We start from the raw sequence: 21,702 nt of genomic DNA on the forward strand, positions 1-21,702 counted from the left end.
GCGGGGGCTTTGCCTCCGCTGGCCGGCAGTCGATGCGTTGATCCAGGAGCACCCATCTGCTCAAAAAAAACGGCGAGCCCAGGCTCGCCGTTTTCATGTTGATGTCGGGGCTTATTTCAGGCCGGCGGCATCGCGCAGCAGTGCGGCTTTGTCGGTCGCTTCCCACGGGAAGTGCTCGCGGCCGAAGTGGCCGTAGGCGGCAGTTTCGCGGTAGATCGGCTGCAGCAGATCCATCATCTGGATCAGGCCGTATGGGCGCAGATCGAAGAATTCGCGCACCAGCAGCGTCAGCTGTTCGGTTGGCACTTTCTCGGTACCGAAGGTTTCCACCATGATGGAGGTCGGTTCCGCTACGCCGATAGCGTAAGACACCTGAATCTCGCAGCGATCGGCCAGGCCGGCGGCAACGATGTTTTTCGCCACGTAGCGCGCCGCGTAAGCCGCGGAACGGTCAACCTTGGACGGATCCTTACCGGAGAAGGCGCCGCCGCCGTGGCGAGCCATGCCGCCGTAGGTGTCGACGATGATCTTACGGCCGGTCAGGCCGCAGTCGCCCATCGGGCCGCCGATAACGAAACGGCCGGTCGGGTTGATGTGGTATTTGGTGCCCGCCGTCAGCCATTCCGCCGGCAGTACCGGCTTGATGATCTCTTCCATCACCGCTTCTTGCAGATCTTTCAGCGAGATGTCTTCTGAGTGCTGGGTGGACAGCACCACGGCGTCGATGCCGACGATTTTGCCGTCGTCGTACTGGAAGGTCACCTGGCTCTTCGCATCCGGGCGCAGCCACGGCAGGGTGCCGTTTTTGCGCACTTCGGACTGGCGCTGCACCAGACGGTGCGCGTAGGTGACCGGTGCAGGCATCAGCACGTCGGTTTCGTTGGTGGCGTAGCCAAACATCAAGCCCTGATCGCCGGCGCCCTGCTCGAGAGGATCGGTACGGTCAACGCCCTGATTGATGTCCGGGGATTGTTTGCCGATGGCGCTCAAGACTGCACAGGAGTTGGCGTCAAAGCCCATGTCCGAATGAACGTAGCCGATCTCGCGCACGGTCTTGCGGGTAATCTCTTCGATATCGACCCAGGCACTGGTGGTGATTTCACCGCCGACCAGCACCATACCGGTTTTCACGTAAGTTTCGCAGGCGACGCGCGCTTTCGGATCTTGTTCCAGGATGGCGTCGAGGACGGCATCGGAGATCTGGTCGGCGATTTTATCGGGATGTCCTTCGGAGACGGATTCGGACGTGAAGAGGTGTTTAGCCATTGTGTTCTTTACCTTGCATAAGACGGGTTAGAAATTACTGCACAGCGCTGGAGATCCGGCATCGAAGCGAAGGGTCTTCCGCTGATGGCGCGAGATGCATCCTGCAACGCCCCTCAGGCAAAGCCGTTAAGCAGTTTATCAGTTAACCAGTATAGATGGATTAACATCTGGACGTCTATTTTAGGTCAGGGTTTAGCCAGATTGCCAGTAATTTTTTGCGCTTTCGCTCTTTTGCGCAAACGGGTTGGCGCCATTTTCATCGCTTGAAACAGTTTTCGGCGAATTTTCATTTTGCTTTTTCACCTGCTTACCGGTATAAACTGCGCGCGCGGTTCATTTGCTGCACAGTACGGCGGTCTGGCGTGGGGGGAAGGTGCGATAAACTTCCGCTTTGCATTCGCCAGCGTTGCGCTATTATCCGTCGCGGGCGTTCGCCGCTTCATCGAACGGTCACGTTCTTACACTATATTTAGAGGCTGGGTCGTTCACTCCGAACGGCGCGCGTGGAGGTGGTTGGATTAATGATCCGTTGTCTACCGGTTGTTGGTTCTCAACAGCAGTGCCGTTCTGGCGCACATTCTTCTGCTATTTCCCGTCTTGTCTCTCTGTCACTTACCAGGTGCGATAAACACTTGGCCGCTACTCAGGATTCTCGGGCCGGCTAACGGTCGTCTGAAGAACTGAACAAGGGTAGCCTGCAGCCTTCCTGTGGGATGTTTCTTGGCCCGATTCACGAGGTTTGAACAGGGTGTCTTACAATTATATGAGTGATAAACCGATCGCTGACCGCGAACGGCAGTTCTCTTCGCTGCCGCCGGCGCGGCTTGTTGGGTTGTTCTCGCGGGTTGTAGCTGCGATAGTGGCTGACGGTTTCGTCAGTAGGGAATGTGAGGCGAACCATGTCTGATGATCTGTTGATTCACCGTCCGCCGGTTGCGGGCGAGTCTTTATCTTTGCGCTCCATGCAGGAGGTTGCCATGAATGATCGTAATGCCAGCAAGATGCTGCGTACTTATAACGTCGCCTACTGGGGCAACAATTACTATGACGTCAACGAGCTGGGCCATATCAGCGTGTGCCCGGATCCGGATGTCCCGCAGGCGCGCGTCGATCTGGCAGAACTGGTGAAAACGCGCCAGCAAGACGGCCAACGTCTGCCGGCGCTGTTCTGCTTCCCGCAGATCCTTCAGCATCGCCTGCGCTCTATCAACGCCGCGTTCAAACGCGCGCGTGAATCCTTCGGCTACCAGGGCGGTTATTTCCTGGTGTATCCGATCAAGGTGAACCAACACCGCCGCGTGATTGAATCGCTGGTGAACTCCGGCGAACCGCTGGGGCTGGAAGCCGGCTCCAAGGCCGAACTGATGGCGGTGCTGGCGCATGCCGGCATGACCCGCTCGGTGATCGTCTGTAATGGTTATAAAGATCGTGAATATATTCGTCTGGCGCTGATCGGGGAAAAGCTGGGGCACAAGGTGTACCTGGTGATCGAGAAGATGTCCGAGATCAACCTGGTGCTGGAAGAGGCCGAGCGGCTGAACGTCATACCGCGCCTGGGCGTGCGTGCGCGTCTGGCATCGCAAGGCTCTGGCAAATGGCAGTCGAGCGGCGGCGAAAAATCCAAGTTCGGTCTGGCGGCGGTGCAGGTGCTGAAGCTGGTGGAGACCCTGCGTGAAGCGGGCCGCCTCGACAGCCTGCAGCTGCTGCACTTCCATTTGGGTTCGCAGCTGGCCAATATTCGCGACATCGCCACCGGCGTGCGCGAATCGGCGCGCTTCTACGTTGAGCTGCACAAGTTGGGCGTCAACATTCAGTGCTTCGACGTGGGCGGCGGCTTGGGCGTCGACTACGAAGGCACCCGTTCGCAGTCCGATTGCTCGGTCAACTACGGCCTGAACGAATATGCCAACAACGTGATTTGGGGCATCGGCGACGCCTGTAACGAACACGGCCTGCCGCACCCGACGGTGATCACCGAGTCCGGTCGCGCCGTGACCGCGCACCACACGGTGCTGGTCTCCAACGTGATTGGCGTCGAGCGCAACGAGTTCAGCGAACCGCAGCCGCCGGAAGCCGACGCGCCGCGCGCGCTGGAAAGCATGTGGGAAACCTGGCTGGAAATGAACGAGCCGGAGAACCGCCGCTCGCTGCGCGAATGGCTGCACGACAGCCAGATGGATCTGCACGACGTTCATACCCAATACGCGCACGGCATGCTGGACCTGACCAAGCGCGCCTGGGCCGAGCAGCTGTATCTGAACATCTGCAACAAGATCCAGCAGCAGCTCGATCCGAGCAACCGCGCGCACCGTCCTATCATCGACGAACTGCAAGAGCGCATGGCGGACAAGTTCTACGTCAACTTCTCGCTGTTCCAGTCGATGCCGGATGCATGGGGCATCGACCAGCTGTTCCCGGTGCTGCCGCTGGAAGGGCTGGATAAGCCGCCGGAAGGCCGTGCGGTACTGCTCGACATCACCTGCGACTCCGACGGCACCATCGATCATTACGTCGACGGCGACGGCGTGGCGACCACCATGCCGATGCCGCCGTACGATCCGGAGAACCCGCCGGCGTTGGGCTTCTTCATGGTCGGCGCGTACCAGGAGATCCTTGGCAACATGCACAACCTGTTCGGCGACACCGCCTCGGTTGACGTGTACGTGTTCCCGGACGGCAGCGTCGAGACCGAGCTGTCCGACGAGGGCGATACCGTGGCGGACATGCTGGAGTATGTGCAGCTCGATCCGAGCGCGCTGCTGTCCAAGTTCCGCGATCAGGTCAAAGAAACCGATCTGGACAGCGAGCTGCAGGCGCAGTTCCTGGAAGAATTTGAGGCCGGTCTGTACGGTTATACGTATCTGGAAGACGAGTAACCGCCCTCTTCAGGGGGGCGCTGTTGACCCCCTTGAAGCATGAACAAAATGCGGCCATAATCTGCCGTATCGGTAGCACCGAAACACACATCGAATAAATCCCTTTCTCGTCGGGCTAACGACGCGGGAGGGATTTTTTTTTGTAACGGCCCGGCGTCTGCGCCCGGCAACTTGTTGAACTACGAGGGTTTACTATGAGCACCTTAGGCCATCAGTCCGATAATTCATTAGTGTCCAACGCCTTTGGTTTCCTGCGCTTTCCGCTGAACTTCATGCCTTACGACAGCGATGCAGAGTGGGTCATCACCGGCATTCCGTTTGACATGGCGACCTCCGGTCGCGCCGGCGGCCGCCATGGCCCGGCGGCCATCCGTCAGGTGTCCACCAACCTGGCCTGGGAAGGCAACCGTTGGCCGTGGAGCTTCGATCTGCGCGATCGCCTGAACGTGGTTGACTGCGGCGACATCGTGTTCAACTTCGGCGATGCGCAGGACATGAGCGACAAGCTGCAGGCGCACGCGGAGAAACTGCTGAAAGTCGGTAAGCGCATGCTCTCGTTCGGCGGCGACCACTTTGTCACCCTGCCGCTGCTGCGCGCGCACGCCAAGCATTTCGGCAAGCTGGCGCTGGTGCACTTCGACGCCCATACCGATACCTACGCCAACGGCAGCAAGTTCGACCATGGCACCATGTTCTATCATGCGCCGAACGAAGGCCTGATCGATCCGCACCACTCGGTGCAGATCGGCATTCGCACCGAGTTCGATCACGACAACGGCTTTACCGTGCTGGACGCCGCGCAGGTGAACGATCGCAGCGTGGACGATCTGCTGACCCAGATCAAGGGCATCGTCGGCGATATGCCGGTGTACCTGACCTTCGACATCGACTGCCTGGATCCGGCGTTCGCACCGGGCACCGGCACGCCGGTGATCGGCGGCCTGACTTCCGATCGCGCGCTGAAACTGGTACGCGGCATGCAGTCGCTGAACATCGTCGGCATGGACGTAGTGGAAGTGGCGCCGGCCTATGACCAGTCCGAGATCACCGCGCTGGCCGCGGCGACGTTGGGTCTGGAGATGCTGTACCTGCAGGCGGCCAAGAAACACGCCTGACGCTTGGCCACGCCTCGCTGAAAAAGCGGCTCTCATCGTATGGGGGGCGCTTTTTTTATTTCATTTTTCGCCATCCGTGCGGCGATTTTCAGTCTGTTGCAACGCCTTTGCGCAATTTTGCGCAGAAATGAAACGGAGTCAGTAAAAAGGAATCGGGATAACGGGGAGGATGAATATACTGCGCGCGGGTGCTCTGGATCTTTGTATCTAGAGCCTGCGTGAAAGGTACAAAGAGAAAAGCCCCGAGTCGATATTCATCAACCCGAGGCCTACTCTAACGCCAGCAACGTTAAGTTAGCCTCTTACCCGCCGCGAGGCAAGGAGAAGAAGGCATGATGCCGAACAAACGGAGCCTGTTAAAACTGGTGGTTATTTGTGCCACGGTAATATCACTGGCATGGATAACTCGCAGCACGCTGTGCGAGCTGCGGATCCGATCGGGCACTACGGAGGTTGCGGCCATTTTGGCTTACGAATCCGAACGGTAAGGCAACCCGGCGACGGGGGGGGCCCCCGTCTGCTGGTTGTTGGCGTCCAGATCCATGAGCACCCTCTCAACGCTTTCGGTTTGCCGCCGTAGAACACGGTGAAACGGATTTATGCCCGTTTCACCTGGCGCGCCAGCAACATGCGGCTAAACAGCGCGCCGCCCGCCAGCAGCGTCAGCAGCTGTGAGGCAATCAGTACCGCAAAGCCCGAGGACACCTTGCCCTGGCTGGCCATCACCATGCCCATCGCCATCGGCACAAACGCCGAGAATAGATTGCCGATGCCGTTGATCAGCCCATAGGCGCTGCCGACCGCCTCCGGCCGCGCATAATGTTGCAGCAGGGTAGGGATCGCCGCGCCCTGCGCGCCCCAACAGGCATTGGCCGCCAGCAGGAAGAAGGCGATCCAGCCAAGCTGATGGCTGTTCATCACGCCATAGATGCACAGCGCGGTCGCTGCGCCGCCGCAGACGAAGATCAGCGGCGCTTGATAAGGGCGGATACGATCGAGCAACACGCCGCCGAGGTATTTGGAGGCGATGCTGACGATGAAAGGCAGCGCGGCCATCCAGCCCATCTGCTTGATGGAGAACCCCTTTTCATCGGTCAGATACGCCGGCAACCAGGAGCTGGAGCCCCACAGATAGCTGAGCGTGGCGATCTCGATCAGCAGGATCCAGCCGAGCATCGGCGTGCGCCAGGCCAGCGTAAAGGTGTGCCTGACGCGGCTCAGCACCGGTTGCGGAGCAGCAGGGCGCGAGGGTGAAGACAGGGCGAGGGGATGAACGAACCGCCGCACCAGCGCCAGCCCCAGCAGCAGGTTGAGCAGCGCCAGCAGGTGAAACGACATCACCCAGCCGAAATGCGCCATCAGAAAACTCACCAGCGGAAAGCCGAGCACCAGCCCCAATGAAACGCCCAGCGTGCTGACCGCGTTGGGCTTGCCGCGCTCGTCGGCGGCGAAATGATCGCTGATGTACATGGTCTTCAGCGAGAACAGCGGCCCCTCGCTGACGCCAAGCAGCGCGCGCACTACGCACAGCAGCATCAGCGATCCCGCCAGCGGCGAGGCGGCGGTGAGCAGCGCCCACAGCACCACGCTCAGCGTCAGCGCGCGGCGGTAGCCCATCAGCGTTTCCAGAAACGGCGTCAGCAACATGGCGGACAGGCCGTAACCGAGTAAAAACACCGTCATCAGCGTGCCCTGATGGGCGCGGTCGCCGCCGAGTTGAAAGTGTTGCAGGAAGTCGGGATTGACCAACATCACGGCGATATTAACCCGATCCGCATAGGCGATAACGATCAGAAACAGCAGGGCGATCACCCCAAACCAGCGTTGACGTTGTTGCACGGCGCGTTCCTCAGTGCGAGCGGTTGACGAATTCAGGCAGCAGTAAACTCGCCCGCGGAGGCCATTACGCGCAAACGCGGGGGACGAGGCTGATCAATGTAAATTAATTGTTATTAAATTGAGTGTAAAAGACAGTGAGAAAACACTTTTACGCGCAATGCGCTGCCGGGATCAACGCATTTTTTGCCATAAATTAGCGGAAGAGCGCACAACTGACATAGGTTTTTCATATCGGTGCATGATTTCGTGATCCCTCCCGCATTTGTCATTTTTAAACAACCTTTCATTAACATTTGCCGTTCCGCTCGCTTGACGAAAGTTTCGCCAGACTTATAGTGGCTGTATTAAATAAGAAACTGAGTTTCATATATGAAACAATCAGATAGAGGATAAAAGCAATGAGCTGGAAGAATGTGTGCGAAGTGTCTCAGGTGAAAGAAGATTTTCCTTTCTCCGGCAAAGTGGAAGGAAAAGAGATCGGGGTGTACCTGCTCGACGGTAACTACTACGCGCTGGAAGACGTCTGCCCGCATGCTTATGCCTTGCTCAGCCAGGGGTTTGTAGACGACGGTAAGGTTGAGTGCCCGCTGCACGAAGCGCTGTTTGACGTGCGCACCGGCCAGTGCCTGCGCGAGCCAGGCGGCCGCGATCTGCAAACCTATCCCACCCGGGTGGTCGACAACCAAATCCAGATCACCTTTATCGCGGAGGAGTAATCATGCAGCACATCACCGATTTCAATCCCTGGCTGCCGGACACCCAACAGGTGACGCCGGCCCGCGAAGGCGGCAACGGCCAAATCCATCAGCCGGGCCAGTTCCGCAATGTCATCTGGCAAAACCGCGCCCGGGTGCCGGACGGTTTCGAAACCGCGCTGGTGGCGGCGCTGGAAACGATCTTCGATCAGGGGGCGGAAGAGCTGGAGCAGATCGTCAGCGCGTTGAATCAGCGCCGCCTGTTCGATCGCAGCGGCCAACCGTGGAATGAGGCGACGTTCCGCGAATTCCTTCACGTTAACGGTTTCTGAGCCACATCCGGGAGAAGACAATGACAGCAAACACAACATCCTCCGAACAGAGCCTGCAGGACTATCTTGACCAGGGATTGCGCGGCATGTGGTATCCGGTGCTGGCCAGTTGGGAAGTGGGCAACAACCCGGTCGGCATCACCCGTCTCGAGCAGCAAATCGTGGTGTGGCGCGACGGTGAAGGCCAGATCCACGCGTTGGAAGATCGCTGCCCGCACCGCGGCGCGCGGCTTTCCATGGGGTGGAACCTCGGCGATCGTATCGCCTGCTGGTATCACGGGGTGGAAGTCGGCGGCGACGGAACGGTGAAAGACGTGCCGGCGGTGGATCGCTGCCCGCTGGTGGGGCAAAAATGCCTGCGGTCTTACCCGGCCAAAGAAGCCTACGGCGCAGTGTTTCTCTATTTCGGCGTGACGGCGGATGAAGCGCCGGCGGCGCTGACTTTCCCGCAAGAGCTGGCGGACGAAGCGTCGTACAGTAATTTTCTGTGTACCGCCAGCTGGGACTGCAACTACCAGTACGCATTGGAAAACGTGATGGATCCGATGCACGGCACCTACCTGCACTCTTCCTCACACTCGATGGCGGAAGGGGATCGCAAGGCGGATATGGGGCTGGAGCCGACCGACAGCGGGTTTATCTTCAAAAAGAACGGACAGATCGGGGTTAACTTCGACTGGGTGGAATTCGGCAGCAGCGGCGCGTATTGGATGCGCCTGTCGATCCCGTACAAGAAGCGCTTTGGGCCGGGTGGTCACTTCTGGATCATCGGCATGGTGGTGCCGGAAGACAAGGATCACTGCCGGGTGTTCTTCTGGCGCATCCGTAAGGTCAAAGACTGGCAGCGCGACATGTGGCGCTTCATGTACCGTAATCGCCTGGAATCGTTGCATTGGGACGTGCTCGAGCAGGATCGCATCGTGCTCGAGAACATGGCGCCTAACGCCCGCGGCCGCGAATACCTGTACCAGCACGACGTCGGTCTGTCGCGCCTGCGCCGCCTGATGCAGAAAGAGGCGCAGAAACAGCTGGCGACGCTGCGCGAGCGGGAGGCGGCGCAGTGAACGGCTTGCTGGACGGCAAGCGCATCGTGGTCACCGGTGCGGCGCGCGGCCTGGGCTACAGCTTTGCCGCCGCCATCGCCGCCGCCGGCGCGCAGGTGGTGATGTGCGACATCTTGGCGGATGAGCTGGCGGCGAGCGGCGCCGCGCTGCGCGAGCAGGGCGCTCGGGTGGAAACGCAGACGATCGATCTGGCCTCACCGGATTCGATCCGCTTGGCGTTCGAGAAGATCGCCGCTGGCGGTGGGATCGACGGCCTGGTGAACAACGCGGCGCTGGCGACCGGCGTCGGCGGTAAAACCATGATGGAATACGATATCGATCTGTGGGATCGCGTGATGCAAGTCAACGTGCGCGGCACCTGGCTGGTGAGCCAGGCGGCGGTGCCGCTGCTGGCGCGCAATCCGCACGCCAAGATCGTCAACGTGGCGTCGGACACCGCGCTGTGGGGCGCGCCGCGCCTGATGGCCTATGTCGCCAGTAAAGGCGCGGTGATCGCGATGACCCGATCGATGGCGCGCGAGCTGGGCCCGCAGGGTATCTGCGTCAACGCCATCGCGCCGGGCCTGACGCGAGTGGAAGCCACTGAGTATGTGCCCGCCGAGCGCCATCAGCTGTACGAGCAGGGGCGCGCGCTGGCCGGGGCGCAGCACCCGGACGATGTGAACGGTACGGTACTTTATCTGCTGTCGTCGCTGGCGGATTTCGTCACCGGCCAACTGCTGCCGGTCAACGGCGGCTTCGTATTCAACTGAGGCCCGCAGGGCTGGCGCACAGCGCAGGAGCGAGAGATGGCGGACGAGCAAGCATGTAAGTATCTGATCCCGGGACTGGATCGCGGGTTGCAGTTGCTGCTGGCGTTTGGCGAGCAGCATAAGGAAATGACCTTCGCCGAGTTGCATCGCCTGGTCGATATGCCGAAGGCCACCGCCTACCGCGTGGTGCAGACGCTCGAGCACCTGGGCTTCCTGGAGCGCAATCCGCGCACCAACACCTTTGCGCTCGGCATCAAGGTGCTGCGCCTCGGCTTCGAATACATCGCGTCGTTGGACGTCGCGCAGGCCGGCCAGCCGGTGATCGAGCAGTTGCGTGATCGCAGCCAGTGCAGCAGCCATCTGGCGATCCGCGACGGGCGCGACGTGATCTATATCGCCCGCGTCAGCGCCGCCGGTTCACAGATCAATCAGGTCAGCGTCGGCACCCGCTTGCCGGTGCACCAAACCTCGCTCGGCCGCATGTTGTTGACCAGCGCCACCCGCAGCGAGTTCGAACAACTTTATCCGGACGCACAGCTGCCGGGCAATGCGCCGGGCACCCCGGCGGATCGCGAAACGCTGTGGCAGATGGTGCAGCAAGACAAAGCGCGCGGCTATGTGATCGGCGAATCGTTCTTCCGCCACGGCATCTCCTCGATCGTCTACCCGATCTTCAACCGCGAGCAGCGGGTCGAGGCGGTGGTCAGCATCATGGTGCCGTCCGATGAGATCCCGAAAGCGGATCGCGAGCGGCTGCGCATGGAAGTGCGCGACGCGGCGGAGAAAATTTCCGGCTTCCTCGGCGCGCCGCCGCAGGCCAACGTCGGCTAACCGGCAGGACCGACTCTTTTACTCAGGCAGGGATAAGGCCCGTAGCAAACAGGGGCCGGGGTTCACTCATGCCTGAAAACCGTATGCAGCGAGAACGTGAGGCTGAACAATGAGCGTAATCGGAATCGAAAAACTGGAGTTTGGCGTCGAAGATCTGCCAACCTGCGAAAAATTCATGCAAGACTTCGGCCTGCAGCCCGCCACGCAACATTGGGGCGAACCGCAGCGCGAATTCACCACCCTGAGCGGGGCGCAGGTTGTCCTGCACCCGTTGCAAAGCGCGGCGCTGCCTGCGGCGTTTGAAGGCGGTTCTACCCTGCGCCGCATGACCTGGGGCGTGGGCTCACCCGCCGATCTGGCGCGCCTGCAGCCGCGTTTGGCGTTGATGCCCGGCTTCCGTCAGGTGGGAGAAGAGCTGGAATGCCTCGATCCCAACGGCATGACGCTGCGCTTCGTCGTCAGCCGCCAGCAGGCGGTTGAGGTGCCGGTCACGCCGATCAACCAATGGGGCGACGTGCGCCGCATCGATCAACCCAGCCCGGTCTATTCGCAGGCGCAACCGATCAATATTGGCCACGTAGTGTTCTTCGTTGACGATCTGGCGGCGACCGAGCGTTTCTATCGCGAGCTGTTGGATTTCCAGGTTTCCGATCGCTATATCGATCGCGCCGTCTTCCTGCGCACCCAGGCGCGCGGCGGCCACCATAATCTGTTCCTGCTGAAGCTGCCTAACCGCCCACGCGGCCTGAACCATGTGGCGTTCACCGTGCGCGATATCCATGAAGTGATCGGCGGCGGCATCGCCATGAACAAAGAGCAGTGGAGCACCTTTATCGGCCCCGGCCGCCACCCTATTTCCTCGGCCTATTTCTGGTACGTCAACAGCCCGACCGGCGGTGCGTTCGAGTATTACACCAACGACGATTATCTGACGGAAAACTGGCAGCCGCGCGAGCTGGAGCATTCGCTGGTCTCCTTCACCGAATGGGCGGTAGAGGGCGGCATCGATCACGACACGCGCCGCCAGCATAAAAAGGCGCAAGCGTTATGAACCGGCCAGAACAGACGGGCATTGTCATCGTCGGCGGCGGCCAGGCCGGCGGCTGGGCGGCCAAGACGCTGCGCGACCGCGGTTACAGCGGCCGGCTGACGGTGGTCAGCGACGAGCCCTACGATTTTTACGAGCGGCCGCCGCTGTCGAAAGCGGCGCTGCTGGATGCCGCGGCTCCCCTCAGTCGACTGTTCAGCGAACAGGCGGTGGCGGAGCTGAACATCGACTGGCGTCGCCCGCTGCGCGCCGAGTCCATCGACGCTGAACAGCAAATCGTCACGCTCAGCGACGGGCAACGGCTGCAGTTCGAGCAGCTGCTGATCGCCACCGGCGGGCGGCCGCGTGTGCCGGGCGCCGCTTGGGCGCAGCATCCGCGCGTGATGACGCTGCGTTCCTGGGACGATGCGGCCCGGTTGCGGCAGGGCCTACAAGGTTGCCGCCGTCTGGCGATCGTCGGCGGCGGTTGGATCGGGCTGGAGATCGCCGCTTCTGCGCGCCGTCTCGGCGCCGAGGTGACGGTATTTGAACGCCAGCCCGCGCTATGTATGCGCAGCGTCGGCGCCGATGTCTCGCAGGCGTTGCTCGAACTGCATCGCCGGCAGGGCGTCACGGTGTTGTGCGGCTGCGGCGAGATCTCGCTGGAAGATCGCGATGGCGCCGCCTGGATCGGCAGCGAAGTCAGCGATCCGCAGGTCTTCGATCTGGTGGTGGTGGGGATCGGCGTCGAGCTGAATCTCGAACTGGCGCGCAGCGCCGGGCTGGCGATCGAGTCCGGCATCGTGGTCGACGGCCAAGGGCGTACCAGCCATCCGGCGATCTTCGCCGCCGGCGACGTGGCGCGCCACCCGACGCTTGGCCTGTGCCTGCAGTCCTGGGCCTACGCGCAAAATCAGGCCATCAGCACCGCCTGCGCGATGCTCGACGCCTTTGCCGCTCCGTATGACGACGTGGCCTGGCTGTGGTCGGATCAATATGACGTCAATATCCAGATCCTCGGCGTGCCGAGCGGCGGCGTGCACCATGTGGTGCGCCGCACGCCGCAGTCGCAGGTGTTCTTCACGCTGAACGCCGATCGGCAGCTGGTGCAGATGGTGGCGTTCAACGACGCGCGCACCATCAAGCTCGGCAAGCGCTGGTTGGCGAGCGGCCGGGTGCTGGATCCGCAGCAGCTGGCGGATGCGGAGTTTTCTTTGATGGCGTTGAAATAACGCCCGAACCTCGGGAGCGTTTTATGACTACGCAAGACATTGACGCCCGCGCTGGACGGGCGGGGGAAGCCGTTGCCGAAAATCCGCAGCAACGGGTGCGCTGGTCGGTGCCGATCGCGCTGTTCGCCTGCGTGCTGCTGGCGTTTTTCGACAAGATCAGCATCGCGGCGCTGTTTTCCGACGCCGAGTTTCAGCAGGCGTTAGGGATCGGCTTTGACCCGGCGCGGCTGGGCTTGCTGATGAGCGCGTTTCTGTTCTCCTACGGCATCTCCTCGATGCTGCTCAGCGGCATCGGCGATCGGCTTAACCCGGTAAAAGTATTGATTGGCATGATGGTGGTGTGGGGCGTGCTGATGGTATTGATGGGGCTGGTGCGTTCCTATCACGCCATGATGACGCTGCGCATTCTGCTCGGCATCGCCGAAGGGCCGCTGCTGCCGATGGCCTACGCCATTATTCGTCAGGCCTTTCCGCCGCAGCTGCAGGCGCGCGCCACCATGCTGTGGCTGCTCGGCACGCCGCTCGGGGCCGCGCTCGGCTTCCCGGTCACCCTGTACATCCTCAATACCTTCGACTGGCAGACCACCTTCTTCTTTATGGCGTTTCTGACGCTGCCGGTGATGTTGCTGGTGCTGTTCGGCATGCGCCACCTGAACGTCTCGCGCCCGGCGGCGGCGGCCAAGCCGGCGGTGTCCGAACGCAAACAGCACCGCCGCGAGCTGCTGCGCAGCCCGCATTTCTGGATGATTTGCCTGTTCAATATCGCCTTCCTGACCTACCTGTGGGGCATGAACGGCTGGTTGCCGAGCTACCTGATCAAGGGCAAAGGCATTCATCTGGAGCATGCCGGTTACCTCTCTTCGCTGCCGTTCATCGCCATGCTGCTCGGCGAAGTGCTGGGCGCCTGGCTGTCGGACAAGCTGGATCGGCGCGCGCTGGCCTGCTTCCTGTCGCTGTGCGGCGCGGGCCTCGGCCTGGCGGTGGTGCTGCACCTGCAGGGCACCTACAGCGTGATTGCGGCCATGGCCTTCAGCACCTTTATGTGGGGCGCCGGCGCGCCGAATATTTTCGCGCTGTTGGCGAAGGCGACCAGCAGCAAGGTCAGCGCCACCGCCGGCGGCATTTTCAACGGACTGGGCAATTTTGCCGGCGCGCTGGCGCCGGTGCTGATGGGGGCGTTGATCGCCGCCACCGGCAATATGGATAACGGCCTGCTGTTCCTGGTGGTGATGGCGTTCGTCGGCTGCCTCATTCTGCTGCCGTTGCTGAGAAAGTACTGAATTAACAATTGCTAAGCCCAATGGATTTCATGCTGTGGCTAGGCGGCAAGTTCGTGAGTCTCCAGGAGCTTACTGCGGTAAGTGACTGGTGTGAACGAATGCAGCCAACAACGCCACAGCGTGAAAGACGAAGGGGATAACCATTTGATTCAACAGAGGAGTGACAACATGTCTCAGGTTGAGAACAAAGCCGGCGTCAAGCCGCAGGATCTGTCGATGGAAAACTGGGTAGAGTCGCGCATCGCCCGTTTCGAGGGCCGCAAATACGACTGGAACGCGCTGAAATTCCAGGCCGACTTTGACCCGAAATACCGCCGCGCGCAGATGCGCTACATCGGCACCGGCGCCACCGGCGTGGCCAGCGACGCCAACACCATTCCGGCGGGCAACTTCACCTTCTCCACCATGGTGCTGCCGTCGAAGTGCGAGGGCCCGCTGCACCTGCACGACGACGTGGAAGAAGTGTTCTTCATGCTGAAAGGCAGCATCACGCTGATGATTCAGGATGGCGAAGAGTATTACGAAACCAGGCTGAAAGAGCGCGATCTGATCTCGGTGCCGGCGGGCGTGTACCGCGGCCTGTTCAACCACGGCGAGGAAGAGGCGCTGATGTGCGTGATGCTCGGCACTGCCAAGCCGGAGATCCCGACTTATCCGGCGGACCATCCGCTGTCCAAAGTGAAGCGTAACTGATGAACGGCCTGGCGCAACGCCAACGGGCGCGCTGCGGGGCGTACACCCTGAGCTGGCGCGAGGCCGGGCAGGGGCGGCCGGTGGTGTTGCTGCACGGCATCAGCTCCGGGTCCGCCTCGTGGATCAAGCAGTTCAACGACAGCGGTCTGACGGACGGTCACCGCCTGTTGGCGTGGGACGCGCCGGGCTACGGCGGCAGCCTGCCGTTGGCGGACCCGCAGGCCGATGCCGCCGGTTATGCGGCGGCGTTGGCGGCGCTGATTGCTGAGCTGCAGCTGGCGCAGCCGCTGATCGTCGGCCATTCGCTGGGGGCGCTGATCGGCAGCGCCTATGCCGCCGGCTATCCGGACGGGTTATGTGGATTGGTGTTGGCGGATCCGGCGCAGGGCTATGCCACGGCGCCGGAGGAAAAACGTCGGCAGGTGTACGGCCAGCGCCAACAGATGATAGAGACGCTGGGGCCGGTGGGCTATGGCGAGCAGCGGGCGGCGGCCTTGCTGCGTGAGGGGGCGGATCCGCAGGATATCGCCTGGGTGCGCAACGGCATGCAACAGCTCGATCCCGACGGTTTTCTGAGTGCCGCCTGGATGCTGGCCAATGACGATATCGCCCGCTATCTGGCGCGCTATCGCGGCCCACTGGAAGTGTGGTGCGGTGAACAGGATCGCATTACGCCACCGGAGAAGGCGGCCGAGCTGGCGCGTGAGCAGGACGCGACGCTGCGTTTGATCGCCGCCGCCGGCCATGCCAGCTACCTCGACGCGCCGGCGTGTTTCAACCGCTATCTGCGGGACTTTACGGGAGCAATCCAACGATGAATTTTCAGCTTGAGAATCGGGTGGCGGTGGTGACCGGCGGCTCGTCGGGCATCGGTTTCGAAACCCTGAAACTGCTGCTGGCCGAAGGGGCGAAGGTGGCGTTCTGCGGCCGCGATCCGGACAAACTGGCCGGCGCAGCAGCCAGCCTGCGTGCGGAGTTTCCGCAGGCGGAGATCCTGGCGCTGCGCTGCGACGTACTGGACGCGCAGCAGGTGGCGCAGTTCGCCGACCAGGTGACGGCGCATTTCGGCGGCGTGGATCTGCTGATCAACAACGCCGGTCAGGGCTTCGTCGCCCATTTTGACCAGACGCCGCGTGAAGCCTGGCTGCATGAGGCGGAGCTTAAGCTGTTCGGCGTGATCAATCCGGTGCAGGCGTTCTTACCGGCGCTGGAACGATCGGCGATCGCGTCTATCACTTGCGTGAACTCGCTGCTGGCGCTGCAGCCGGAAGAACACATGATCGCCACCTCGGCGGCGCGTGCCGCGCTGCTCAACATGACGCTGACGCTATCGAAAGAGCTGGTGGACAAAGGCATTCGCGTTAACTCGATCTTGCTGGGGATGGTGGAGTCGGGCCAGTGGCGCCGCCGTTTCGAAGAGCGCAGCGATAAAGATCAAAGTTGGGAGCAGTGGACGGCGGCGATCGCCGAACGGCGCGGCATCCCGATGAAGCGCCTGGGCAAGCCGCAGGAGCCGGCGCAGGCGCTGCTGTTCCTCGCTTCGCCGCTGGCTTCTTTTACCACCGGCGCGGCGCTGGACGTTTCCGGCGGCTTTAACCGCCATGTGTAGCAGGGGCCGAAAAAGATGAAGAAGATCATGATGATTGGCTACGGCGCGATGGCGAAGGAAGTGATCGCCCGTTTGCCGGAAGGCGTGGAGGTCGGTTGGATCCTGGCGCGCGCAGCTCATCATGCGGCGATCGCCGAGGCTTTTGGCGGGCGGGTGCAGGCGCTGGCCCATCCTGGGCAGTGTTCGCAGCAGCCGGATCTGGTGCTGGAGTGCGCCAGCCAGCAGGCGGTGGCGGAGTTTGGCGAAGCGGTGCTGCAGCGCGGCTGGCCGCTGGCGCTGATCTCGACCGGCGCGCTGGCGGACGCCGCATTGCAACAGCGGCTGCAGCAGGTTTGCCGCCGCCATCACGGGCAACTGATCGTGCTGTCCGGCGCGGTGGCGGGGATGGACGGGCTGGCGTCGGCGCGCGAAGGCGGGCTGGAGAGCGTGACCTATCAGGCCAGTAAAAGCCCGGCCAGCTGGCGCGGCAGCCCGGCGGAACAGTTGATCGATCTCGATGCGGTGAGTGAAGCGCAGGTGTTTTTTGAAGGTTCGGCGCGTGAAGCGGCGCGTTTGTTCCCGGCTAATGCCAACGTGGCGGCCACCATTGCGCTCAACGGCCTGGGGATGGACGCCACCCGGGTACGCCTGCAGGTCGATCCCGCCACCCGACGCAATACCCATCGCCTGCAGGTGTGCGGCGATTTTGGCGAGTTTCACATCGAGCTGAGCGGCACCCCGCTGGCGAGCAATCCCAAAACATCAACCCTGGCGGCGCTGAGCGCGGTACAAGCCTGCCGCCGTCTGGTGGACGGCGGTTTTATTGCCTGAACGGCAGGAGCGGAGCATGGAACGATTGAATATTTTTGTCGCCGGACGCTGGCGCGAAGGGCGTGGCGAAGAGATGGCTTCGGTATTCCCGGCCGACGGCAGCGTCAACGCGCGGCTGCGTGCCGCTAACGTCGAGGACGTGAATGAGGCAGTGGAGGCAGCGGAACGCGCCTGGCGCGCGCCGGAGTGGCGTGGGTTGGTGCCGCACCAACGCGCCTCGATCCTCTACCGCGTCAGCAACCTGATCCTGGCGCAGCAGGAACAGCTGGCCGAGCTGCAGACCCGCGACAACGGCAAGCCGCTGGCGGAGACCCGCGGGCTGGTGGCCAGCGCAGCGGCGACCGCGCGCTACTTCGCCGCCGCCTGCGAAGTGTTGGAAGGCGAATTGCCGACCCCGCGCAGCGCCGAGGTGATGACGCTCAGCCAGTATCAGCCGATGGGGGTGATCGCCGCCATCACACCGTGGAACTCACCGATCGCCAGTGAAATGCAGAAGGTGGCGCCGGCGCTGGCGGCGGGCAACGCGGTGGTGCTCAAACCGGCCGAAGCCACGCCGCTGATGGCGCTGAAGCTGGCCGAGCTGTTCGAACAGGCGGGCCTGCCGGCCGGGCTGCTCAGCGTGCTGCCGGGCAAAGGTTCGGTGATCGGCGAGGCGTTGGTGCGCCACCCGCTGGTGAAAAAGATCGCCTTTACCGGCGGGACCAGTACCGGGCGCCATTTGGCGCACATCGCCGCCGACAAGCTGATCCCCACCTCGCTGGAATTGGGGGGGAAATCGCCGACCATCGTGCTGGAGGACGCCGATCTGGAGCAGGCGGCGCGCGGCATCTGCTACGGCATTTTCAGCTCCGCCGGCCAGGCGTGCATCGCCGGTTCGCGGCTGTTCGTGCATCGTTCGCTGTATCAGCCGCTGCTGGCGCGCTTGACCGAACTGACGGCGGGGCTGCGTATCGGCAACCCGCTGGTGCCGGGCGTGCATCTCGGCCCGCTGATCAGCGCCAAACATCGGCAAAGCGTGGCGGACTACGTGGCGCTGGCGCGGCAGGAGGGTGGCCGGGTGATCATCGGCGGCGAAGCGCCGGCCGATCCGCAACTGGCGAGCGGTAGCTATTACCTGCCGACCATTATTGAAGGCTTGAACAATGACGCCCGCGTCTGCCAGGAAGAGATCTTCGGCCCGGTGCTGGTGGCGCTGCCGTTTGACGATGAGCAACAGCTGATCGAACAGGCCAACGACTCGGTGTACGGCCTGGCGGCCGGCATCTGGAGCCGCGATTTCCCGCGGGCGATGGCGCTGGCGGAGCGGCTGGAAACCGGCACCGTCTGGGTCAATACCTACAAAACGTTCTCGATTTCTACACCGTTCGGCGGTTTCAAGGAAAGCGGGCTGGGCCGCGAAAAGGGCCTGAACGGCATCAAGGCCTACATGCAGCAGAAAAGCGTGTATCTGGCGCTGAGCCATCAGGTGAACCGCTGGAGCGACTAGGCCGACACCTCTACGCATAACCCTAATAACGACTACCCTAAGAAGGCAGATGATGAGCGATAAAATCACGGTTGGCGAGGCGATAGCCCGGACTCTGGAACAGTACGCGGTGTCGGCGATGTACGGCATCATTTCGATTCATAATCTGCCGATCGCCGATGCGGTGGGGCAGCGCGATAAAATTCGCTTCGTGCCGGCGCGCGGCGAAGCGGGCGCGGTCACCATGGCCGACGCGCACGGGCGCTTCTCCGGCCTGGGCGTGGCGTTGACCAGCACCGGCGCCGGCGCGGGCAACGCGGTGGGGGCGATGATTGAGGCGCTCAACGCCAACACGCCGCTGCTGCATATCACCGGCCAGGTGGAAAAAGCCTATCTGGACGCCGACGCCGGTTTTATTCATGAAACCCGCGATCAGCTCGGCTTCCTGCGCGCCTGCTCCAAGCGCGCTTACCGGGTCAATTCGCCGGAGCAGGCGGTGGCGGTGATCCAGCGGGCGATCCTGGATGCGCAAACCGTGCCCTGTGGCCCGGTGGCGGTCGAGATCCCGATCGATATTCAAAGTAGCCTGGTTTCCCGTTCGGTGTTGACCGAAGCGTTGGCGCCGGCGCCGCTGCCGAAGGCGGACGATGCGGCGGTGGAGCGGCTGCATCAGCGGCTGAAACAGGCCAAGCGTCCGCTGCTGTGGTTAGGCGGTGGCGCCTTGGCCTGCGGCGACGCGGTGCGCAAGCTGGCGGACGCCGGCGTGGCGGTGATCTCCAGCACCCACGGGCGCGGCATTCTACCGGACAGCCATCCGCGCAGCCTGCGGGCGTTCCACAACTCGCCGAGCATCGAGGCGATCCTGACGCAGTGCGACCTGACGCTGGTGGCTGGTTCGCGCCTGCGCAGTAATGAAACCCGCACCTGGACGCTGCCGCTGCCGCGCCCGCTGGTGCAGATTGACATCGATCCGGCGGCGGCCAACCGCAACTACCTGGCCGATGAGCAGATCAACGGCGACTGTGCGGCGCTGCTGGCCGCGCTGGCGGCGCGGCTGAGCCCCGGCGAGAAGGTTAACGCCGAGTGGGATGCCGAGATCGCGGGGGCGGTGCAGCAGGCGGAGAGCGCGTTGCGTCAGCAGTCCGGTGAATACGCCAAACTCAACGACGCCATCGACGCCGCGTTGCCGCAGGACGGATTGCTGGTGCGCGATATCACCGTTTCCGGCAGCGTCTGGGGCAGCCGTTTGTTCCGCGCGATCTCGCCGCTGTGCAACATTCACTCGCTGGCCGGTGCTATCGGCATGGGGCTGCCGATGGCGATCGGCACCGCGATCGCCAACCCGCAGCGCAAGGTGGTGGGGCTGGTGGGCGATGGCGGTTTGGCGCTGGGCCTGGGGGAACTGGCGACCATGGCGCAGGAACAGGTGAACATCACCCTGCTGATCATGAACGACGGCGGTTATGGCGTGATGCGCGGCATTCAGGACAAGTATTTCGCCGGGCGCCAGTATTACAACGAGCTGCATACGCCGGCCTTTACTCAAATAGCCGAAGCGATGGGGCTGAAAGCCTGGAAGGTCGAGGCGGCGGCGCAGTTCAACGGCGTATTGGCCGAGGCGATCAACTACCCGGGGCCGTCGGTGGTCGAGGTGGACATGAAGCAGGTCGGGCCGCTGACCTTCGCCGGGCCGCCGCAGAAAACCCTGTATTGAGACGATAAAAAACGCCCGGCGGTTGCCGGGCGTTCTCGTTGTTACTTCTCTGCCGCGATGCGATCGCGAATGTGCTGCGCGCGCGCTTGGGAAGACGGGTGATCGTCGAACATGCTGCTCTGACGGCCGGCTTCCATTTGGGCCAATTTTTCGAAGCTGGTGGCCAGGCCGTTCGGATCGATGCCGCGCTTTTTCAGCAGATCGAACGAGTAATCATCCGCTTCGCTCTCCTGCTTCTGCGAGAACTGGGCGCTGACCAGTTTCTCGCCGATATCCGCCAGCTGCGACTGCGACAGCGAGCCGATGACGCCGCCGGCGGAGGACGCCGCGGTGCGCAGCGCCACGGTGCCGTAAGCCACCTGCATCGCTTTACGGGTGTGGCCCAGCGCCACGTGGCCCATTTCGTGGCCCAGCACGCCTTCCACTTCGTTGTCGTTCATCATGTCCATCAGGCCGCTGTAGACGCGGATACAGCCGTTGGCCATCGCCCAGGCGTTGACGTCTTTGGTCACGTAGACCTTGTAGTTGGCCGGGGTGCCGTTGATGTTGTCGCCCAGCGCCGCAGCGATTTTGTTGAGACGCTTGGCGTAGGTGCTGCCGGCCGGCGCGATTTGTGCCTTGCTGTCCATCTCGGCGCAGGATTTATCACTCAGGGCCTTAACGTCGTCGTTGCTCAGGGTCGCCGCCTGGAACGCCTGCGCGCCGGACTGCATCAAGGTTTCGGTATTCAGGTTTTGACAGCCGGTTGCCAAGGTGGCAATGCCCAACGCAATCAAAGAGGTACGGATCTTCATAACGCCATCTTCCTGTGAAGGTAACAAGGTAAAAGAGTCATTTTGCTTTGAGGAAATCTTGTCGCAAGAGCCTAGTGTACGCCAGCTAAGGCGAGAATAGTGTTATTCCGAAAAAGCGTCCAATCGTGCTAATAAGTGGTGAACTCGCTCTCATTTGGCATTAGGGATTGCCGTTGTGATGTGGAGTCTGAGAAAATAGGGAACTTGACTGCTTTTTTTATCCGACCTGGAGTAAAACATGTCCTCTCGTAAAGAGCTTGCCAACGCCATCCGCGCACTCAGCATGGACGCCGTACAAAAAGCAAATT

General features: G+C 62.1%; 22 protein-coding genes. 19 read left to right on the top strand and 3 right to left on the bottom strand.

The features are described 5' to 3' along the window. Positions 1-111: 111 nt before the first annotated feature. Positions 112-1,266, bottom strand: a complete 1,155-nt coding sequence (gene metK, locus QMZ29_RS21365; protein WP_016926681.1) for a methionine adenosyltransferase — start codon at positions 1,264-1,266, stop codon at positions 112-114. A gap of 521 nt (positions 1,267-1,787) precedes the next feature. Here metK and yqgG point away from each other — a divergent pair. The 4 genes from yqgG to QMZ29_RS21380 all read left to right on the top strand — a co-directional run bounded on the left by yqgG (position 1,788) and on the right by QMZ29_RS21380 (position 5,745). After that, a complete protein-coding gene (yqgG, locus tag QMZ29_RS25855; RefSeq protein WP_464017219.1) occupies positions 1,788-1,931 on the top strand; it encodes a small protein YqgG in 144 nt (47 codons plus the stop codon). Between the two features lie 234 nt (positions 1,932-2,165). Further along, on the top strand, positions 2,166-4,142 hold the full coding sequence (gene speA / locus QMZ29_RS21370) for a biosynthetic arginine decarboxylase (RefSeq protein WP_004937600.1): 1,977 nt from the start codon (positions 2,166-2,168) through the stop codon (positions 4,140-4,142). Between the two features lie 194 nt (positions 4,143-4,336). Further along, positions 4,337-5,257, top strand: a complete 921-nt coding sequence (gene speB / locus QMZ29_RS21375; RefSeq protein WP_197769490.1) for an agmatinase — start codon at positions 4,337-4,339, stop codon at positions 5,255-5,257. 335 nt (positions 5,258-5,592) lie between these two features. Then, positions 5,593-5,745: a Hok/Gef family protein gene (locus QMZ29_RS21380; RefSeq protein WP_004937610.1), complete on the top strand. Its 153-nt coding sequence runs from the start codon at positions 5,593-5,595 to the stop codon at positions 5,743-5,745. 109 nt (positions 5,746-5,854) lie between these two features. Here the strand turns inward: QMZ29_RS21380 and QMZ29_RS21385 are convergent, their stop codons facing one another. Continuing rightward, entirely contained in the window at positions 5,855-7,096 is a 1,242-nt protein-coding gene (locus QMZ29_RS21385; protein WP_197781671.1) for an MFS transporter, read from the bottom strand. Positions 7,097-7,494: 398 nt separating this feature from the next. On the opposite strand from QMZ29_RS21385, the gene QMZ29_RS21390 reads away from it, so the two are divergent. From QMZ29_RS21390 to QMZ29_RS21455, 14 genes are all read left to right on the top strand, one after another. Next, positions 7,495-7,812: a non-heme iron oxygenase ferredoxin subunit gene (locus QMZ29_RS21390; protein WP_004937614.1), complete on the top strand. Its 318-nt coding sequence runs from the start codon at positions 7,495-7,497 to the stop codon at positions 7,810-7,812. A 2-nt stretch (positions 7,813-7,814) separates the two neighbouring features. Then, entirely contained in the window at positions 7,815-8,123 is a 309-nt protein-coding gene (locus QMZ29_RS21395) for a recombinase-like helix-turn-helix domain-containing protein (RefSeq protein WP_004937617.1), read from the top strand. A 20-nt stretch (positions 8,124-8,143) separates the two neighbouring features. Beyond that, the gene (locus QMZ29_RS21400; protein ID WP_060434497.1) at positions 8,144-9,187 is read left to right on the top strand and encodes a Rieske 2Fe-2S domain-containing protein; all 1,044 of its coding nucleotides are present in this window, start codon (positions 8,144-8,146) and stop codon (positions 9,185-9,187) included. Continuing rightward, the gene (locus QMZ29_RS21405; protein WP_025304203.1) at positions 9,184-9,939 is read left to right on the top strand and encodes an SDR family oxidoreductase; all 756 of its coding nucleotides are present in this window, start codon (positions 9,184-9,186) and stop codon (positions 9,937-9,939) included. Before QMZ29_RS21400 ends, QMZ29_RS21405 begins: the two co-directional genes overlap by 4 nt. Positions 9,940-9,975: 36 nt before the next feature. Further along, complete coding sequence (locus QMZ29_RS21410) at positions 9,976-10,770, top strand: IclR family transcriptional regulator (protein WP_004937625.1); 795 nt, start codon at positions 9,976-9,978, stop codon at positions 10,768-10,770. Positions 10,771-10,879: 109 nt separating this feature from the next. Next, positions 10,880-11,821: a VOC family protein gene (locus QMZ29_RS21415; RefSeq protein WP_099817678.1), complete on the top strand. Its 942-nt coding sequence runs from the start codon at positions 10,880-10,882 to the stop codon at positions 11,819-11,821. Continuing rightward, positions 11,818-13,029 carry an NAD(P)/FAD-dependent oxidoreductase gene (locus QMZ29_RS21420; RefSeq protein WP_025304200.1) on the top strand — a complete coding sequence of 404 codons (1,212 nt, stop codon included), beginning with the start codon at positions 11,818-11,820 and terminating at the stop codon, positions 13,027-13,029. Before QMZ29_RS21415 ends, QMZ29_RS21420 begins: the two co-directional genes overlap by 4 nt. Before the next feature lie 23 nt (positions 13,030-13,052). Then, complete coding sequence (locus QMZ29_RS21425; RefSeq protein WP_049208796.1) at positions 13,053-14,309, top strand: MFS transporter; 1,257 nt, start codon at positions 13,053-13,055, stop codon at positions 14,307-14,309. A gap of 168 nt (positions 14,310-14,477) precedes the next feature. Continuing rightward, positions 14,478-15,002 carry a cupin domain-containing protein gene (locus tag QMZ29_RS21430; RefSeq protein WP_004937634.1) on the top strand — a complete coding sequence of 175 codons (525 nt, stop codon included), beginning with the start codon at positions 14,478-14,480 and terminating at the stop codon, positions 15,000-15,002. After that, positions 15,002-15,820 carry an alpha/beta fold hydrolase gene (locus QMZ29_RS21435; protein ID WP_261127574.1) on the top strand — a complete coding sequence of 273 codons (819 nt, stop codon included), beginning with the start codon at positions 15,002-15,004 and terminating at the stop codon, positions 15,818-15,820. The genes QMZ29_RS21430 and QMZ29_RS21435 overlap by 1 nt, the downstream gene beginning before the upstream one ends. Then, positions 15,817-16,611 carry an SDR family oxidoreductase gene (locus QMZ29_RS21440; RefSeq protein WP_261127575.1) on the top strand — a complete coding sequence of 265 codons (795 nt, stop codon included), beginning with the start codon at positions 15,817-15,819 and terminating at the stop codon, positions 16,609-16,611. Before QMZ29_RS21435 ends, QMZ29_RS21440 begins: the two co-directional genes overlap by 4 nt. 15 nt (positions 16,612-16,626) lie before the next feature. Next, positions 16,627-17,421, top strand: coding sequence for an aspartate dehydrogenase (locus QMZ29_RS21445; protein WP_043141242.1), 795 nt, complete (start codon positions 16,627-16,629; stop codon positions 17,419-17,421). A 16-nt stretch (positions 17,422-17,437) separates the two neighbouring features. After that, positions 17,438-18,907 (top strand): aldehyde dehydrogenase, encoded by a 1,470-nt coding sequence (locus QMZ29_RS21450; RefSeq protein ID WP_060434489.1) that lies wholly within the window; start codon positions 17,438-17,440, stop codon positions 18,905-18,907. Between the two features lie 52 nt (positions 18,908-18,959). Beyond that, the gene (locus tag QMZ29_RS21455; protein WP_025304194.1) at positions 18,960-20,600 is read left to right on the top strand and encodes a thiamine pyrophosphate-binding protein; all 1,641 of its coding nucleotides are present in this window, start codon (positions 18,960-18,962) and stop codon (positions 20,598-20,600) included. 41 nt (positions 20,601-20,641) lie between these two features. On the opposite strand, the gene loiP is transcribed toward QMZ29_RS21455, so the two are convergent. Next, on the bottom strand, positions 20,642-21,394 hold the full coding sequence (gene loiP, locus QMZ29_RS21460) for a metalloprotease LoiP (RefSeq protein ID WP_016930039.1): 753 nt from the start codon (positions 21,392-21,394) through the stop codon (positions 20,642-20,644). A gap of 238 nt (positions 21,395-21,632) precedes the next feature. On the opposite strand from loiP, the gene QMZ29_RS25860 reads away from it, so the two are divergent. Then, the coding region (locus QMZ29_RS25860; protein ID WP_373432735.1) for a hypothetical protein at positions 21,633-21,702 on the top strand (70 nt) is incomplete at its 3' end.

The sequence above is a fragment of the Serratia sp. PF-27 genome (assembly GCF_030053255.1).
Taxonomy (GTDB): Bacteria; Pseudomonadota; Gammaproteobacteria; order Enterobacterales; family Enterobacteriaceae; genus Serratia; species Serratia bockelmannii.